We start from the raw sequence: 15,234 nt of genomic DNA, 5'->3' as shown, positions 1-15,234 counted from the left end.
TATGTTTAAAGTTAGAGTACTTACTCTAGCCATATTCACTTTTGTTACATTTGGTTCATCCGTATTGGCCAATCATTCTGTAAATACTCCGATTGTAAAGTTGGATATTGAAAAGGAAAATGTTGATAAATTAATTAACAATGTGAAGGCCTCTTACAATCCCGTTGTAGGTCAAATTCTTGTTTCTTTCAACCTTGCCAAGCAGTCCGCCGTAACCATCAAGCTTATGGATGCTTTAGGCAATGAGGTGTTAAACCTCTATAACGGTACCTTGGAAGAAGGTACCAACAGTCACGTGTTTGAAACTGCGGAAAAGATAAATCCGGGTTTCTACTTTTTGCGAGTGGCATCCGGTGCCGAAACTGTTGTAAAACGGATTTCTATTAAATAATTCCCTTAAAAAACTAATTTTCTTGGTTCTTTTCAGCAATCATCTTGTTGAAATCTTCCTCTATTTTCGGATTGGCTTTGTATGTCAATAAGGAAATGATAACAGTGGCTAAAAAGCTTATCGCAAAACCTGGTATTATCTCGTACAGCGCCTTATAGTCATGCGGGATGTATACCCATGCCAAAACGGTTGTGGCACCTAGTGTCATTCCGGACACAGCTCCTATAAGGGTGATCTTTCTCCACATTAAGGAGAGGATAACAAGAGGACCGAAGGCTGCGGCGAAGCCTGCCCAAGCGTTACCAACAAGATTTAGGATAGTGTCCTTAGGCGTTAGCGATAGTAAGAATGCAACTAAAGCGACAACCAACACGGAAAGGCGACTTACCAGCATCATACGTTTGTTGTCAGCATTCTTGTGAAGAAAAGTTTTATAGATGTCTTCTGTCAAGGAGCTGGAGGTTACTAACAGCTGAGAGGATATAGTGCTCATTACGGCTGCTAAAATGGCAGAAAGGAGAAATCCTCCGATAAGAGGGTGAAATAATGTTCTAGCTAAGTAAATAAAGATGGTTTCGGCCTGCTCTTTGGAGTTGTCGAAAAAGTTTACTTTGCCGGGAACATGCTCCGCTATATACGCTATACCGAATAAGCCGATGAGGATTGCGCCACTCATTGTCAATATCATCCAGCTTATACCTATTTTACGTGCCTGTTTCAGATCTTTAGCCTTTTCTATAGCCATAAATCTTACTAAAATATGGGGTTGCCCAAAATATCCCAGTCCCCAAGCAAGCAAAGAAATAATACTGATTGTGGAGGTGCCTTTAAATATATCAAGGTAATGGTCGTCTTTTGTCCTGATAATATCTAGTGTATGCGGAAGTCCATCTAAATGCCATAGCATGACAGCAGGTACTAGGATTAACGCAATAAGCATGATGGTGCCCTGCACGAAATCTGTGAGACTCACGGCGAGAAATCCACCCATAAAGGTGTAAAGTACTACCACAAAGCTTGTGGCAATAAGTCCTGTGCTATAATCCATGCCAAAGGCGGATTCAAAAAGTCTTCCTCCGGAAACCATACCTGCCGAGGTGTACAAGGTAAAAAATACCAAAATCAATATACTGGATATAATTTTTATAGTACCTGACTTGTCTTTAAAACGATTTTCAAAAAATACAGGAAGAGTAATTGAATTGTTGGCCAGCTCCGTATAGATACGCAGACGTGGCGCGATAAGTAGATAGTTAACGTACGCACCTATAGTAAGTCCTATGGCTATCCAGGAAGCTGAAATTCCGGAAAGATAAACTGCTCCCGGAACTCCCATGAGAAGCCAGCCACTCATATCTGCAGCCCCGGCAGATAATGCTGTGACTGCAGCTCCTAGCTTACGACCTCCGATTAAAAAATCATCTGAACTGTTTTTTGTCTTAAGATAGGAGTAAATACCTATCAACACCATTAGCAGGAAATAAAGTCCTATAGATATTAATTCGTAAAAGCTCATATTATCAGGTTAGTAGAAGCTAAGATAGTCAAAAGACATAAAAAAAGCGCTATTCTTTCGAATAACGCTTTTTCATAAAATAGCAAAGAATCTATCTTTTATCTTCTTTGTTTTCTTCACGTATAAAACGCTCTATATCTTTAGGATTTTTTACTTTGCTGTCCAACAAGGCAAGTTTTATTACTTCCGACATTTCAGTAACGTAGTGGAATTTCATATCCTTGATATAATCCTCCTTGATTTCGAGTATGTCTTTCTCGTTGGATTTGCACAGGATCACTTCCTTAATGTTGGCGCGTTTGGCGGCAAGGATTTTTTCTTTGATACCCCCTACAGGAAGTACTTTGCCTCGTAAGGTGATTTCGCCGGTCATAGCCAGCTTTTCTTTAACCTTGCGCTGCGTGAAAAGAGAGGTAAGCGCTGTCAGCATAGTAATACCTGCCGAAGGACCGTCTTTTGGTGTTGCTCCAGCAGGAACGTGGATGTTTACATCCCACGTGTCAAAGACTTTGTAATTGATGCCAAATTCTTCTGCGTGAGAGCGGAGATACGCCATAGCTATAGCGGCGGATTCTTTCATCACATCCCCTAGGTTTCCGGTAAGACTCAATTTTCCTTTTCCAGGGCTTAGACTGGATTCAATGAAAAGAATGTCGCCACCCACGACTGTCCAGGCAAGACCTGTCACTACGCCGGCAACCTCGTTGCTTTCGTAAATATCTTTGTCAAAGATTGGTGCTCCGAGGATTTCTTCTACCATCTCCGGTGTTACATTTGGCGAATACGGCTTTTCCATTACTTTTTTCGTCGCCACACCACGGACGATAGAACCTATTTTCTTTTCTAGGCCGCGGACCCCAGATTCTCGGGTATATTCTTCGATGATTTTTTCTATGACCTTACTTGAAAGGGTAACATCTTTCGCCTTGAGGCCGTGCATCTCGCGCTGCTTCGGAAGCAAGTGTTTCTTGGCTATTTCAATTTTTTCTTCGATAGTGTAGCCATTTACTTCAATGATTTCCATTCTGTCTAGGAGAGCAGGCTGGATGGTGCTTAGCGAGTTGGCTGTAGCGATGAACATCACCTTCGAAAGGTCATACTCCATTTCCACGTAGTGGTCATAGAAGTGCGTGTTTTGTTCCGGATCCAATACTTCCAATAAGGCAGATGATGGATCGCCCTTAAAGTCAGCCCCCAACTTGTCTATTTCGTCCAACACGAATACGGGATTCGATGTTCCTGCTTTTTTCAGCGACTGTATGATACGTCCAGGCATTGCACCGATATAGGTTTTACGGTGTCCACGAATTTCGGCTTCATCACGTACGCCACCCAACGCCATCCGGGTATATTTACGTCCCAACGCTTTGGCAATAGACTTCCCTAGTGATGTCTTACCCACTCCTGGAGGGCCCACAAGACATAGGATGGGGGCTTTCATGTCGTTCTTCAGCTTCAGGACAGCCAGATACTCAATAATACGCTGTTTGACTTTTTCTAGGCCATAATGATCCTTGTCCAGAATCTTGATAGCTCTGTTCAGGTCAAATTTATCTTTGGTGTATTCACCCCAAGGCAAATCCAATAGGAGCTCCAGATAGTTGATTTGTACGGAATAATCGGCTGCTGCAGGATTGATACGTGCCAGCTTTTCGATTTCTTTGTCGAAATGTTTTCCAACCTCTTCCGGCCATTTTTTGGATTTAGCGCGTGTTTTGAGATTTTCTATCTCTAGGTCTGGCGTGTTGCCACCCAATTCTTCCTGAATTGTCTTAAGCTGTTGGTTAAGATAGTAGTCACGTTGCTGCTTGTCCAAATCCGTACGTACCTTGTTCTGGATTTGATTTTTTAGTTCCAACAGCTGAAGCTCTGTGGTCAGATATTCCAACAGCTGTTTAGCCCTTCTGACGAAATTTTTTGTTTCCAGCAAGCCTTGCTTTTCCGGAAGTTCTATCGCCAGATTGGAGGAGATAAAGTTTATCAGGAAGGTAGGACTTTCAATATTGCGTATAGCTATTCCTGCCTCCGAAGGAAGGTTAGGGGACAGCTGTATGATCTGCAAGGCCAGCTCGCGTATAGAAGATATCAGTGCTTTGAACTCTTTACTGTTGGTCTTCGGCTTATCTTCCGCAAAACGTTCTACCCTAGCTTTGATATAAGGTTCGGACTGTACCAGGTCTTTCAGCTTGAAGCGTTGCTTACCTTGGATGATGACGGTCGTATTGCCATCCGGCATTTGCAACACCTTGATGATCATAGCTACCGTTCCGACTTTATGAAGCTGTTCGAAGCCGGGATCTTCCACGTTCATATCCTTTTGGGATACGACACCTATGATTCTGTCCGTTTTGTATGATTCTCTTACTAATTTGATAGATTTATCGCGACCTACAGTTATAGGTATAACAACTCCGGGAAATAAAACAGTATTGCGTAAAGGTAAAATAGCTAACGTCTCTGGTATATCTTCGTTGTGCATTTCATCTTCATCTTGCTGGCTTAGTAAAGGAAAAAATTCAGTGTCCTCACTAATAATGGGGATAGCTTGATTGAAGTCGAATTTTTTGATTTTGCTCATAGTATAGTATAATGTCTTAAATATCCGACATGTTGTCAGAATTTATGCTATTTTTTTTCTTTTTATATAGTGGTATTCATTATTGCAAGAGCAATGCCAAATGAAAATTTTGGTATTATTTATGCTATAATATCTAGGTAACTGTAATTTCGTCATATAAAAGACCACAGTGTGTCAGTATGAAGACATTGAAAAACCGTATATTTAGCGCAGCATAGTTCCGCTATATATTGTGGAAATGTGTATAAGTATTTGTTGATGACTTAAACTTATTATCTCAATTTTACTCTAACAGAAAGAAACATAATTACAATAGATATGAACTTTAAAAATTTGAATAGCAGATTAAAATCGGTAAAGGTGGGCATTTCTACATTAGCTTTGGCTTTGTTGACGTTGACAGCGTCAGCCCAACAGGAAGAACATAAGAATCCTAATGTGCGTATGGGACAGAAGGCCTTGCTTGACGGTGATTTTAAATCTGCCGTGACGCATTTGAAGAAAGCATTACCTGCCGAAGCGAACGATCCGCACGTGTTGTATCTTCTAGGATATTCACAGTTCCAATCTGCGGATTTCAAAGAGTCTGCCAAAACTTTTGGACAAGTGATCGCCTTAGATGGTAAAAATGCCAATGCCTATTATTATAGAGCAAAAGCTAAAAATATACAGGCTGTAGACAAAGACTCGAAATTAACGATTGCCGAGAAAGAGCAGCTGTTGACTTCAGCGATTGAGGATTATTCGAAAGCTATAAATATCAACAATAAGGATGTCAAATTGTATCAAAACAGAGCTATTGCTTACCGTGATTTGGGAATCTTGAAAGGTACGGAAGGTGCTGAAGGCTATAACAAACAGGTAGCTACAGATGCTTATACAAAAGCTGTTGCTGACTTTGAAAAGGTGTTGAGCTTTGATGCTTCACGTAAAGATATTCAAACAGAATTGAAGAAGGCTAAAGTATATAGAGACTTGTTGAAATAATCAGCTCTAAATTGTTTTCAGACAAAGGGTGGAATGATCATCATTCCACCCTTTGTTATTTTATTCTTTCGTAATTCATCGAAATAAAGTCTATGGTTTCTTTTATCAATGCTTTAAGTACATTTATATCAATATCATCTAACTTTTTGATATAGATGCAGGCTTTTCCTTTTTTCATTTTCCCTAATCGTGCAATTAGCTCATTCTGTTGAGGTGTACCGCAATAGACGTATAGGGATATGGCTGATTTGCGAGGAGAAAAGCCAACAATGGGAGCTTCTCCCTCATGACCGGACTGGTATTTATAATGGTATAGGCCAAAACCTATGATACTGTTGCCAAACATATTCCTTGGGCATCTATTGTGTTATTCTTATCTCTAGGAAGTATTTTGCCGTCCTTGATGGTTTGAATACTTTCTTCAATATATTCTAATACTTTTTTCTCATCAAACTGGGAGCTGTCCGTAAAACGCCATTGGCGTAAAAATTTTGTTTTTCCTTCGGAAGCATTTACTAATACTTTGTAAGGATCTTTGAGGAATACGCCGTTATAAAACCATACAGAAAAGAAGTTTTTGAAACCTCTCCATCCAATAATGTTTTTACCATTGAAGGTGTATATATCCATACCCCATTTGTAGGGTTTTTGGAGCTGGGTTTTATGGATGAGAGCCTTCATCCTTTCGTCTAAATCTTTCTATTTTGTCGTATGTTCGTCCTGTCGGGATAAGACTTTATTTTCCAGCCTTTCTATGTTAAATCGCACCAATTCTTGAATGAGGCTTTTGTCGAGAGGGTGATGGTTTGGAATTTGGATAGTTCCTTTGGATGTTTTGTAGTTTACAAGCTTTTCCTTATAGACTTTTATGGCTTCTGGTCCTGGATAAAGTCCTATATGTTTAGCATGTTGGGCGAAATGGATAATATTTCCGTTACGCCAAAAGGTAGGTATTCTATAGGAAATCTTTTCCTGTATCTGTAGGGGAGAGACTTCCAAGATAATTTGTTTTAACTCATGGAGCCTTTTTTGAAACATTTTGTCTTGGTTGGCAATGTACTCGTCAATAGTGTTGAAATCCTTTTCTTTCATGTAGAGGTATAATTTCACTCAATATACTATTTTTCAAGTGTACTTTTGAGGTTTATAAGTCCTTGCTTGAAATCCTCATCCATATCGTACACCAGATTCATTATATTAAAGGGAAAGGGGATACAGCCTTCTATTTCCCAGCGAACACTACTTTGTTGAGGAGCAATAGAATCTACCTCTATAAAAGAATGGTTGGCCTGCTTGTTATCGTTGAAATAGATGTCTATATCTAGGCGTCTTCCTTCTATGATTTGTTTGATGACCTGTCTTCCGTTTCCTACTTTATTGCTTTTCCATGTGTAGGTAAAACCTACTGTTCCATCTTCTCCCAGATATTCCTTTTGGATATTGGGGTCTTGTCTGGACCATGGGTCAAATTCCCCTTGATTTTTCAGGTATTTGACTTTGTCAAACACCTCTGTGGCGTTGCGGTGGATGATAATTTCGCTTCCTGCGTGGAAGGTTTTGGGTGATATGGCAGCAATGACAAGTACTATGGCTACAAGTACTAGCAGGGAGATAAATACATTTCTGAGAATTTTCATAGTTTATGTTTGGGTTAGTTCCATAAGTTTCAACATGGTGTTGATGTTTCGACTGGTGGCGCGAACTTTCAGCTTTTTCTCAATAAGTACATTGGACAGCTTGGACGTTGAGGCACCGACCGGTATATAGTAATAGCAGACATCTTCTCTGATTTCAAGTTTATCATCATCTAAAGGCATGCTGCGTAAGACCTCAATATCATCTTGCTGCGGGATGCTGCCCAATAGTGCTATAAACGTTCTATTTTTTGGGTAATGTGTCGGAAAGGGATTGTTCTTTAAGAGTTGCTGAAGGCGGCATTTGTCCAAGACAAAAACCTCTATCTGGCGTCCAAGATGTTGTCTTATGCTTTCTTTGACAAGATGTTTCACTTCCTGAGCCTTTTGTTTTGTCTGTAAGATGATATTTCCACTTTAAATGTATGTTTGTACGTTCTGAAAACCTTGGACTAATAAGAGGTTTCTCAGCATCTTCATTTTGATGATATTTGTTCCCGACACATTTACGGCCCGCAGCAAGATGATAAACGTGTTCATTTCTTATGCTAAGATGGTTGTCCCTAGCATACCTAAGGCTGTTGTTCTACAAATACTTTAAAATTATTTAAGATTGCTTGCCATCCTTCTTTTTGCATGTCTATAGGATTCATCTCTTCCGCTTCGAAGTCTATCAAAATAAGTGTATATCCATTTTCTTCATGGAATGACATATCCACTTTACGGTCATCGGTCATTTTGTACGAGATTTTCTGCAGCGGAATGATATCGAGATATTCTCCTTCGAAGTCGAAGCCGAAGCTACCATCTTTGGCTTCCATTCTATTTTTGAATTTGCCGCCGACACGAAGGTCGTTGCTGGATGAAGGACAGTGCCAGTCGTCACTGGCATGATTCCATTGTTTTATTGATTCCGGATTATTATAGTGCTCCCAGACTTTATCTATGGGGGCGTCCACTTTAGCAGAAATATGAATTACTTGTTTAGGCATAGTTGAAATATTTTATGGTTTTGATTATTGACTGTGGTTGTCGCGGATAAAATCAAAGGCACCGTTACGTAGATTGATGCCATATTCGAGATAGGCTTTCAGACATACCAAAAAGTTTGCCCATCCTTCCGTTTGACCTATGGCTTGTTGTACGGCGTCTTTATGGTCGGAGAAGTTGCCTTCTTCGACGGTAACTATGGTGGCGTCACCCGCTTGCTCCAGCACGATATCTACGGTCATCTGCGGATTAGCGGGATCCCAGTTGAAAGAGATTTTTTCGTTAGGAATGATGTCCTTGCAGTGGATAGGGTAGAATTCTTCAAACTCAGGGAATTTCCATTGCACGGTAGTGTTGCTTTTTAAAATTCCTGTACTATGTGCAACGAAATATTTGTTTATCCTGTCCGGATTGACGATAGCGTCAAACACCTCTTCTATAGGTTTTAGAATCTGTATCCGCGCTTTCGCGATTATTGGAATTTCCACCATAGCTTTAAGTTTATAAGTTGTTAAAGTGATAAGGTGCAACAGACGATGCACCCGAATTACAAACTATCAGTTATCAGTTGACTTTATGCAGTGTCATTTGATCTATAAGCTCACTTTGTATGACGTTGCCTTCTTCATCTACCGGCAAAAGCATGTTTTCACCGACTTTATATTTTTCGTCCACATTATTCCCTTTGAGATGGACTATGGATCCGTTGTTATGCCACATAAATCTTCCGGAGTCCTGCACTGTGGTGTTGCGGTCTATATATTCAGCAATGTAGGCATACGTACCGTCTTCATATAGTTTTACTGTAGTGAAGATTCCGGGACAGTCTGCACAAGGTACTGTATCTTGATATATTCCGGCCCAATCCAGTGAATTTTGGGATGTATGTTCATCAGTGATCCGTAAGCTGTCTGCTTCTTGTTGAGTGCTGTTTGGGGTGTTTTGGCAACTTAAAAAGAGGCCTAATGCTACCCCCATTGTTGTTAAACTTGATTTTTTCATATCTTGTCTTTTTAATTTTTATTATGTCTCTTCAAGAACTATTACTTCATCTACAGACTAAACAAAAAGTATTCAAAGATGTTTTGACATTTATCCAACAGCACTACAATTACCGCCCTACGTCCTTCTGGAATGGAGAGATTGTGAATGCTGCAAACGAGAATCAGGGCAGTGCCCGTATTCTGTATTTTGCCAAGCTGAACAATCTTTCGGAAGAAGATACGTTAAACCTGTTTGCCGAGCACTATGAGGAGGTTAAGTTTACTCCGGAAGGCGATAGTCACCCGAACATACGGCAATTTATCCGTTATGGTTGGAATGGTGTTGCTTTTGAACAGCCCGTTTTGTCTAAAAAATAATCAGCAGCCCTTTACTAGGCTGCTGTGTGTCCTATGACATCTTTTTAGAACCTTCATAGTGTATCATCCAAGGGATGCCGAACTTATCGATGAAAGAGGCAAATCTTTCGGCGAAGAATGTTTCTCCCAGACTCATTTCTATAGTTTGCGCATCGACGGACAAGGCGTCGAAGAGCTCTTCTGCTTCTTCGGCGGAGCTGGCATCCAGCATGATGTAGGCATTGGTGCCAGAAGTTGCACGCTGTCCCATGCTTTCCAAGCAGTCTGTCCCCATAATATATTGATTGTCGTTGATAGCCATTCCGGTATGTAATACTTTGTTATTATCTTGTTCCGGAATAGGAAAGTTGGGGTCTTCAGGCATGTCGCTGAAGCGCATTAAAGAAATGATTTCTGTTTTGAAGGCAGCAGCGTAGAAGCGGAAAGCTTCTTCACAGTTGCCATTGAAATTGAGGTAAGCATGAATTTTGGCCATAATCTATAGTGGTTAGTTTTCGAGCATAGGTAAGTATTTCTTGCGGTTGTCTATGATAATCCATAAGTTGATTAGCAATAATATCAAAGCAATATGGATTGTCTCGGGCGCAAAATAGATATGTTGTAGGATGACACCCACCATAATAGGGAAGATGACAATTGCGCCTAAGGCTCTAGTTTTGGGGATAATGAATAACACACCACCCACAATTTCTATAATGGCTACCAGAGGCATGAGCCATTTTATCGTTCCAAAGGCTTCTGTTACTTTGGTAAGCTCTTCGCTCAACTCTGGAGTGGGTAAATACTGAAATAACTTATTTAATCCCGAATTGATAAACATAAGACCGAATAAAAGACAGGCAATAAACTTTAAGATTTTCATATTGGGCTACAGTTTAATTTAAAAATAATTTAGGTTTATTAATAGTTTATTAAAGTTAAGAAATTTTTGAAAAATAAAATTGTATTATGGCGTCACCGTTAAAGTAAAGTTTTTGTATGCGGAAGAACTTTGGTACCTTTGCAAACGCAAAAAGAAGCAAACTGGTTCTATCGCTGTCCTCGTAAGAGGAGAGAGGAAAGTCCGGGCAACGCAGAGCAACACGCTTCCTAACAGGAAGGCTGCCCCTTCGGGGGGAGACAGAAAGTGCCACAGAAAATATACCGCCACATGCTTGCATGGGGTAAGGGTGAAAACGTGAGGTAAGAGCTCACGGCCTTGTATGGTGACATACATTGCGGAAAACCTCGTGTGTTGAAAGACCAAATAGGTTGCGGGACTCAAAGGCTGCTCGTCTTTTCCTATCGTCGTTGACGCTAGGACCCGCAATGGGTAGGTCGATAGAGCCTGTGCGTGAGTGCAGGCCTAGATAAATGATAGAAGTCCTAGTCTTTAGGATACAGAACCCGGCTTATAAGGTTTGCTTCTTTTTGTTTTTCTATGAGCTTTTTGCTATTTTGCTAAATAATCATAAATCTTATTGCATATGACCACCATCCTGATAATTGACGACGAACGTCCTATTCGTAGCTCATTGCGTGATATTTTAGAATACGAAGATTATAAAGTCATCGATGTCGACAACGGTGCCGAAGGCTTGGAAATCCTAAAGAAGGAAAAGATAGACTTGGTGTTGTGCGACATTAAGATGAACAAGATGGATGGGATGGAAGTACTTTCGGCGGCGAAAGAGTTTTCGGAGACTCCTTTTATCATGATTTCGGGGCATGGCACGATAGAAACGGCCGTGGAAGCTGCCCGCAAGGGAGCGTACGACTTTTTAGAGAAGCCGCTGGACCTTAACAGGCTGCTGATTACCGTACGCAATGCTTTGGAAAAAGTTACACTGGTCAAGGAGACCAAAGTCTTGAAGCGTAAGGTATCCAAAACCAAAGAAATATTGGGTGAATCGCCAGGAATATCTTTAATAAAAGAAAGCATAGAGAAGGTAGCACCGACGGACGCCAGAGTGCTGGTGACGGGAGCCAATGGATCAGGAAAAGAGTTGGTCGCACGTTGGCTGCATGAGAAATCTGCCCGAGCGTCAGGTCCTCTTATTGAGGTAAACTGTGCTGCCATCCCTTCCGAGTTGATTGAATCCGAACTTTTTGGTCATGAGAAGGGATCCTTCACCTCTGCGGTTAAGCAACGTATCGGGAAATTTGAGCAAGCCAACGGAGGAACTCTGTTCTTGGATGAAATCGGCGATATGAGTCTTTCGGCACAGGCAAAAGTGTTGCGCGCCCTACAGGAGAACAAAATAACACGTGTAGGAGGAGACAAAGAAATCCCTATTGATGTACGTGTCATTGCAGCGACGAACAAAGATCTGCTAAAAGAAATAGAGGCCGGAAATTTCCGTATGGACCTTTACCATCGTCTGAGCGTGATATTGATCCATGTGCCTTCCTTAGCGGAAAGAAAAGACGATATTCCGATTCTTGCCAACGCTTTCTGTGAAGAGATCTGTGTAGATTATAATATTCCTGTGAAGGAAATTACGGATGATGCTATGCAGGCACTACAGGAACTGCCTTGGACCGGAAACATACGTGAACTGCGTAATATGATCGAACGTTTGATCATCCTCAGCGACAAAAAAATCACAAAGACTGAGGTAAACATGTTTGCCAACCCATCCGTATCTACCCATAAGAACGCTGTAGGGTCATCGATGATAGACCTAGACCGCATGGAAAACTTCAATGATTTCTTAAGTTTTGCCGAAGAGAAATTTTTGATACATAAACTGAACAAGAATTTTGGCGATATAGCCAAGACAGCAAGACAGGTAGGTTTGTCGGAAACAGAGCTGAAGAAAAAACTGGATAAATTTGGCGTGGAGATATAATGAAAAGGGCAAGTAATGCTTGCCCTTTTTTATTCGTTAAATTTTCTTTTTTGTCTTTTGTAAAGGATGACAATTACAGCTATGAGAATGATTGCACTGATGATAATATAGCCTGTGGCGGACTTTTCTTCATGCACGCTTTGTTCCTGCGCCAGACATAGCTGTATGCTTGCCAATAATGTGAATAAAAATAATCTTTTCATAAAATTGGAGTATAATTAGGTGTCTCCTTATAAAGCTATATAATATTCATCATTAAAGCAATTTTTGATCATGAAATAAATATTAAGAAAAAATCACTAACCTTTTTAGGGGTTAGTGATGCAAAAAAAGCATAATATTACTGAGAGAACTAAGGTAATTCGGCCAAGAAGTTACCTTCTTGGTTGATGAGTTCTTTCTTGTCCAGAATCTCCTGAAGATTTATGGTTCCGATGACATATTTATAATGTTCGCCATAATATCTTTCAGAGATATTTTTGAAGGTTACCTTATTTAAGAGTTCTTCGTCTTCGTAACGGAGGTAAACTTTCAAGTCGTAGTTTGTAGAATATTGCAGCTCTTGGGACTCCAGGTGCTTTTTATATTCGTAGCGATAGCCGTAACGCAAGGCAGCGATGTCGGACAATACCGCCGAACCGGTAGGGTGTCCACCTGCTCCTTTGCCATAGAAGAACTGTTCGTCGGCGAAGGCTGCTTTTACCAACACTCCATTATTTTCGTTCTCAACGTTATATAAGATATTGTCTTTGTTGATGAAGCGCGGCAACACATACAATACTACTTCGCTGTTGCTTATCTCTTTGGCATAAGGAATCAACTTAATTTTGTAGTTTTTCTCACGAGCAAACTGTATATCGGCGTCCCCTAATTTGTCAATACCTAGGTTGAGGATGCTGTCTGGATTGACAAAGATGCCATAGGCGTGCGAGGCAACGATAGTCAACTTGTATTTAGGGTCAAAGCCACCAACATCTAAGATGGGGTTGGTTTCGGCGAAGCCTAGCTCCTGTGCTTTTTTTAGGGCGTCGGCATAGCTTTGTCCTTCGTTAAATACTTTGGAAAGGATATAGTTGGAGGAGCCGTTGAAAATCCCGCTTACTGAATGCAGCAGCTCATTGTCATAGTATTCTTCTAAATTGCGGATGATTGGAATACTGCCACATACTGCTCCTTCGTACAAGAGTGAGGTGCCATATTGTTGTTGTAGTTCCGTAAGTTCTTGGAGATGTGTAGCAATCATTTTTTTGTTGGCAGAAACCACATTCTTACCCGATGAAAGGGCTCTTTTGGTGATTTCGAAAGCTGCCTCGGCATCGTCGATAAGCTCGACTACGGTATTGATTTCCGGGTCATCGAGTATAGCATTGGCGTCTGTGGTGAATAGTTCTGCCGGCAATGAACGCTTTTTGTCGGCATTCTTAATGACAAATTTTTTTATTTCTAAGTTTAAGTTTTTTGTTTTGATAATGTCGTATAATCCTTGTCCCACAACTCCAAACCCGAACATTCCGATAGTAAGTTTCTTACTCATAAAATAAAATAACTGTAGTTTCTCTTTTCCCTTATTTTCTGATATTAAAAAATTAAGTAGTCAGAAGACTACTTAATTTTTTCGAAAGCTTGTGCTAAGTCGGCTTTGATATCGTCAATATGTTCGATACCCACGGACAGACGTAACAATCCAGGGAATACGCCGGCCTTAGCTTGTTCTTCTGTCGTAAGCTGCTGGTGTGTTGTCGCAGCAGGATGTATGATCAATGTTTTGGCATCTCCTACGTTTGCCAAGTGGCTTATCAGTTGTAACGCATCGATGAATTCGTTCGCTTTGTCGGCTCCTCCTTTGATGGAGAAAGATAAAACGGCACCATATCCATTTTTAAGATATTTCTGTGCATTATGGTGATGAGGATGGCTCTTCAATCCAGGGTAGCTTACTTTTTCTACCTGAGGGTGAGCTTCCAACCATTGGGCGATTTCGAGCGCATTGTCCACATGGCGTTGCACACGTAATGATAATGTTTCCAAGCCTTGCAGCAATAGGAATGAGTTGAATGGAGATAAGGAAGGACCGAAGTCTCGCAATCCTTCTACGCGTGCGCGGATGGCAAACTGTATATTGCCGTAAGGACCGTTTTCGCCGAACACTTCAGAAAATACCAAACCGTGATAACCTTCTGAAGGCTCTGAGAATTGTTTGAATTTGCCGTTACCCCAATTGTAGTTGCCACCATCGATAATCACTCCGCCGATACTTGTTCCGTGGCCGCCAATCCATTTGGTAGCTGACTCTACGACAACATTAGCGCCGTGTTCCAAAGGTTTGAAAAGATAACCTCCGGCACCGAAAGTGTTATCCACAATAAAAGGAATGTCATATTTACGTGCTACAGCAGCGATCTTGTCGAAGTCAGGGATATTGTAAGAAGGGTTACCGATAGTTTCTACGTAGATAGCTTTAGTCTTTTCGTCAATAAGCTTTTCGATATTTTCGGCATCTGAATCTTCGGCAAAGCGTACTTCGATACCTAATCTTTTGAAGGCTACCTTAAATTGGTTGTATGTACCTCCATAAAGGTTAGCGCCTGCAACGAAGTTATCTCCGCTTTCCAAGAGGTTGTTTAATGCAATAAACTGCGCGGCCTGTCCGGAAGATACAGCAACGGCAGCCACACCACCTTCCAATGCTGCTATTCTTTTTTCGAATACGTCGGTGGTAGGGTTCATGATGCGTGTATAGATGTTTCCGAACTGTTTCAGCGCAAATAGGTTAGCACCATGTTCTGCATTCTCGAAAACATATGAGGTAGTTTGATAGATTGGAACAGCTCTTGATCCTGTTGTTGGGTCGGCCTCTTGGCCAGCATGTACTTGTAAAGTTTCAAATTTTAAGCTTTTATTCTCAGCCATTTTCTTTTCAATTTTTCAGGTTATAAAAATATATGA

The 15,234-nt window shown here is 40.9% G+C and carries 18 protein-coding genes, 1 other RNA gene and 1 pseudogene; 5 read left to right on the top strand and 15 right to left on the bottom strand.

What is annotated here, in order from left to right; all coding sequences use genetic code 11:
- Position 1 precedes the first annotated feature (1 nt).
- Positions 2-391 carry a T9SS type A sorting domain-containing protein gene (locus ABD873_RS00910; protein WP_345063376.1) on the top strand — a complete coding sequence of 130 codons (390 nt, stop codon included), beginning with the start codon at positions 2-4 and terminating at the stop codon, positions 389-391.
- Positions 392-404: 13 nt separating this feature from the next.
- Here ABD873_RS00910 and putP read toward each other — a convergent pair whose 3' ends face one another.
- Both putP and lon read right to left on the bottom strand, forming a co-directional pair.
- On the bottom strand, positions 405-1,907 hold the full coding sequence (putP, locus tag ABD873_RS00905) for a sodium/proline symporter PutP (protein ID WP_039054131.1): 1,503 nt from the start codon (positions 1,905-1,907) through the stop codon (positions 405-407).
- 91 nt (positions 1,908-1,998) lie between these two features.
- Positions 1,999-4,485: an endopeptidase La gene (lon, locus tag ABD873_RS00900; RefSeq protein WP_345063368.1), complete on the bottom strand. Its 2,487-nt coding sequence runs from the start codon at positions 4,483-4,485 to the stop codon at positions 1,999-2,001.
- Positions 4,486-4,818: 333 nt separating this feature from the next.
- Between lon and ABD873_RS00895 the strand changes: the two genes are divergently transcribed.
- Positions 4,819-5,472: a tetratricopeptide repeat protein gene (locus tag ABD873_RS00895; RefSeq protein ID WP_345063365.1), complete on the top strand. Its 654-nt coding sequence runs from the start codon at positions 4,819-4,821 to the stop codon at positions 5,470-5,472.
- Positions 5,473-5,527: 55 nt separating this feature from the next.
- Here the strand turns inward: ABD873_RS00895 and ABD873_RS00890 are convergent, their stop codons facing one another.
- From ABD873_RS00890 to ABD873_RS00855, 8 genes and pseudogenes are all read right to left on the bottom strand, one after another.
- Positions 5,528-5,818, bottom strand: a complete 291-nt coding sequence (locus tag ABD873_RS00890; protein ID WP_039054133.1) for a DUF1801 domain-containing protein — start codon at positions 5,816-5,818, stop codon at positions 5,528-5,530.
- On the bottom strand, positions 5,797-6,153 hold the full coding sequence (locus ABD873_RS00885; RefSeq protein ID WP_345063360.1) for a DUF1801 domain-containing protein: 357 nt from the start codon (positions 6,151-6,153) through the stop codon (positions 5,797-5,799). The genes ABD873_RS00890 and ABD873_RS00885 overlap by 22 nt, the downstream gene beginning before the upstream one ends.
- 18 nt (positions 6,154-6,171) lie before the next feature.
- A complete protein-coding gene (locus tag ABD873_RS00880) occupies positions 6,172-6,564 on the bottom strand; it encodes an iron chaperone (protein ID WP_345063357.1) in 393 nt (130 codons plus the stop codon).
- 26 nt (positions 6,565-6,590) lie between these two features.
- Complete coding sequence (locus tag ABD873_RS00875) at positions 6,591-7,109, bottom strand: SRPBCC family protein (protein WP_345063354.1); 519 nt, start codon at positions 7,107-7,109, stop codon at positions 6,591-6,593.
- A gap of 3 nt (positions 7,110-7,112) precedes the next feature.
- A pseudogene (locus ABD873_RS00870) lies at positions 7,113-7,646 on the bottom strand (DUF1697 domain-containing protein).
- 32 nt (positions 7,647-7,678) lie between these two features.
- Entirely contained in the window at positions 7,679-8,098 is a 420-nt protein-coding gene (locus ABD873_RS00865; protein WP_039054136.1) for an SRPBCC family protein, read from the bottom strand.
- A 24-nt stretch (positions 8,099-8,122) separates the two neighbouring features.
- A complete protein-coding gene (locus tag ABD873_RS00860) occupies positions 8,123-8,587 on the bottom strand; it encodes an SRPBCC domain-containing protein (RefSeq protein WP_345063349.1) in 465 nt (154 codons plus the stop codon).
- A 73-nt stretch (positions 8,588-8,660) separates the two neighbouring features.
- On the bottom strand, positions 8,661-9,098 hold the full coding sequence (locus ABD873_RS00855) for a copper resistance protein NlpE (protein ID WP_345063346.1): 438 nt from the start codon (positions 9,096-9,098) through the stop codon (positions 8,661-8,663).
- A gap of 23 nt (positions 9,099-9,121) precedes the next feature.
- Here ABD873_RS00855 and ABD873_RS00850 point away from each other — a divergent pair, with 23 nt between their 5' ends.
- Positions 9,122-9,457: a HopJ type III effector protein gene (locus tag ABD873_RS00850; RefSeq protein ID WP_345063343.1), complete on the top strand. Its 336-nt coding sequence runs from the start codon at positions 9,122-9,124 to the stop codon at positions 9,455-9,457.
- Positions 9,458-9,488: 31 nt separating this feature from the next.
- Here ABD873_RS00850 and ABD873_RS00845 read toward each other — a convergent pair whose 3' ends face one another.
- Together ABD873_RS00845 and ABD873_RS00840 are read right to left on the bottom strand one after the other, a co-directional pair.
- Complete coding sequence (locus ABD873_RS00845) at positions 9,489-9,932, bottom strand: VOC family protein (RefSeq protein ID WP_345063341.1); 444 nt, start codon at positions 9,930-9,932, stop codon at positions 9,489-9,491.
- A 12-nt stretch (positions 9,933-9,944) separates the two neighbouring features.
- Positions 9,945-10,319: a DoxX family protein gene (locus ABD873_RS00840; protein ID WP_039054139.1), complete on the bottom strand. Its 375-nt coding sequence runs from the start codon at positions 10,317-10,319 to the stop codon at positions 9,945-9,947.
- A gap of 154 nt (positions 10,320-10,473) precedes the next feature.
- On the opposite strand from ABD873_RS00840, the gene rnpB reads away from it, so the two are divergent.
- An RNA gene (gene rnpB / locus ABD873_RS00835) (RNase P RNA component class A) lies at positions 10,474-10,867 on the top strand.
- Between the two features lie 56 nt (positions 10,868-10,923).
- Positions 10,924-12,288, top strand: a complete 1,365-nt coding sequence (locus ABD873_RS00830) for a sigma-54-dependent transcriptional regulator (RefSeq protein WP_039054141.1) — start codon at positions 10,924-10,926, stop codon at positions 12,286-12,288.
- A gap of 29 nt (positions 12,289-12,317) precedes the next feature.
- Here ABD873_RS00830 and ABD873_RS00825 read toward each other — a convergent pair whose 3' ends face one another.
- The 3 genes from ABD873_RS00825 to ABD873_RS00815 all read right to left on the bottom strand — a co-directional run bounded on the left by ABD873_RS00825 (position 12,318) and on the right by ABD873_RS00815 (position 15,198).
- Positions 12,318-12,491: a hypothetical protein gene (locus ABD873_RS00825; protein WP_156138325.1), complete on the bottom strand. Its 174-nt coding sequence runs from the start codon at positions 12,489-12,491 to the stop codon at positions 12,318-12,320.
- Positions 12,492-12,640: 149 nt separating this feature from the next.
- The gene (locus ABD873_RS00820) at positions 12,641-13,822 is read right to left on the bottom strand and encodes a homoserine dehydrogenase (protein WP_345063328.1); all 1,182 of its coding nucleotides are present in this window, start codon (positions 13,820-13,822) and stop codon (positions 12,641-12,643) included.
- A 68-nt stretch (positions 13,823-13,890) separates the two neighbouring features.
- The gene (locus ABD873_RS00815) at positions 13,891-15,198 is read right to left on the bottom strand and encodes an O-acetylhomoserine aminocarboxypropyltransferase/cysteine synthase family protein (protein WP_345063326.1); all 1,308 of its coding nucleotides are present in this window, start codon (positions 15,196-15,198) and stop codon (positions 13,891-13,893) included.
- Between the last annotated feature and the right edge of the window lie 36 nt (positions 15,199-15,234).

Source organism: Sphingobacterium thermophilum (genome assembly GCF_039541675.1).
Lineage (GTDB): Bacteria > Bacteroidota > Bacteroidia > Sphingobacteriales > Sphingobacteriaceae > Sphingobacterium > Sphingobacterium thermophilum.
Note: the sequence above shows the minus strand (reverse complement) of the source record. Positions and strands in the feature narration are given on the sequence as shown.

Coding starts and splice junctions, on each gene's coding strand:
- ABD873_RS00910 (WP_345063376.1), top strand. CDS start 2: ATGTTTAAAGTTAGAGTACTTACTCTAGCCATATTCACTTTTGTTACA.
- putP (WP_039054131.1), bottom strand. CDS start 1,907: ATGAGCTTTTACGAATTAATATCTATAGGACTTTATTTCCTGCTAATG.
- lon (WP_345063368.1), bottom strand. CDS start 4,485: ATGAGCAAAATCAAAAAATTCGACTTCAATCAAGCTATCCCCATTATT.
- ABD873_RS00890 (WP_039054133.1), bottom strand. CDS start 5,818: ATGTTTGGCAACAGTATCATAGGTTTTGGCCTATACCATTATAAATAC.
- ABD873_RS00885 (WP_345063360.1), bottom strand. CDS start 6,153: ATGAAGGCTCTCATCCATAAAACCCAGCTCCAAAAACCCTACAAATGG.
- ABD873_RS00880 (WP_345063357.1), bottom strand. CDS start 6,564: ATGAAAGAAAAGGATTTCAACACTATTGACGAGTACATTGCCAACCAA.
- ABD873_RS00875 (WP_345063354.1), bottom strand. CDS start 7,109: ATGAAAATTCTCAGAAATGTATTTATCTCCCTGCTAGTACTTGTAGCC.
- ABD873_RS00865 (WP_039054136.1), bottom strand. CDS start 8,098: ATGCCTAAACAAGTAATTCATATTTCTGCTAAAGTGGACGCCCCCATA.
- ABD873_RS00860 (WP_345063349.1), bottom strand. CDS start 8,587: ATGGTGGAAATTCCAATAATCGCGAAAGCGCGGATACAGATTCTAAAA.
- ABD873_RS00855 (WP_345063346.1), bottom strand. CDS start 9,098: ATGAAAAAATCAAGTTTAACAACAATGGGGGTAGCATTAGGCCTCTTT.
- ABD873_RS00850 (WP_345063343.1), top strand. CDS start 9,122: ATGTCTCTTCAAGAACTATTACTTCATCTACAGACTAAACAAAAAGTA.
- ABD873_RS00845 (WP_345063341.1), bottom strand. CDS start 9,932: ATGGCCAAAATTCATGCTTACCTCAATTTCAATGGCAACTGTGAAGAA.
- ABD873_RS00840 (WP_039054139.1), bottom strand. CDS start 10,319: ATGAAAATCTTAAAGTTTATTGCCTGTCTTTTATTCGGTCTTATGTTT.
- ABD873_RS00830 (WP_039054141.1), top strand. CDS start 10,924: ATGACCACCATCCTGATAATTGACGACGAACGTCCTATTCGTAGCTCA.
- ABD873_RS00825 (WP_156138325.1), bottom strand. CDS start 12,491: ATGAAAAGATTATTTTTATTCACATTATTGGCAAGCATACAGCTATGT.
- ABD873_RS00820 (WP_345063328.1), bottom strand. CDS start 13,822: ATGAGTAAGAAACTTACTATCGGAATGTTCGGGTTTGGAGTTGTGGGA.
- ABD873_RS00815 (WP_345063326.1), bottom strand. CDS start 15,198: ATGGCTGAGAATAAAAGCTTAAAATTTGAAACTTTACAAGTACATGCT.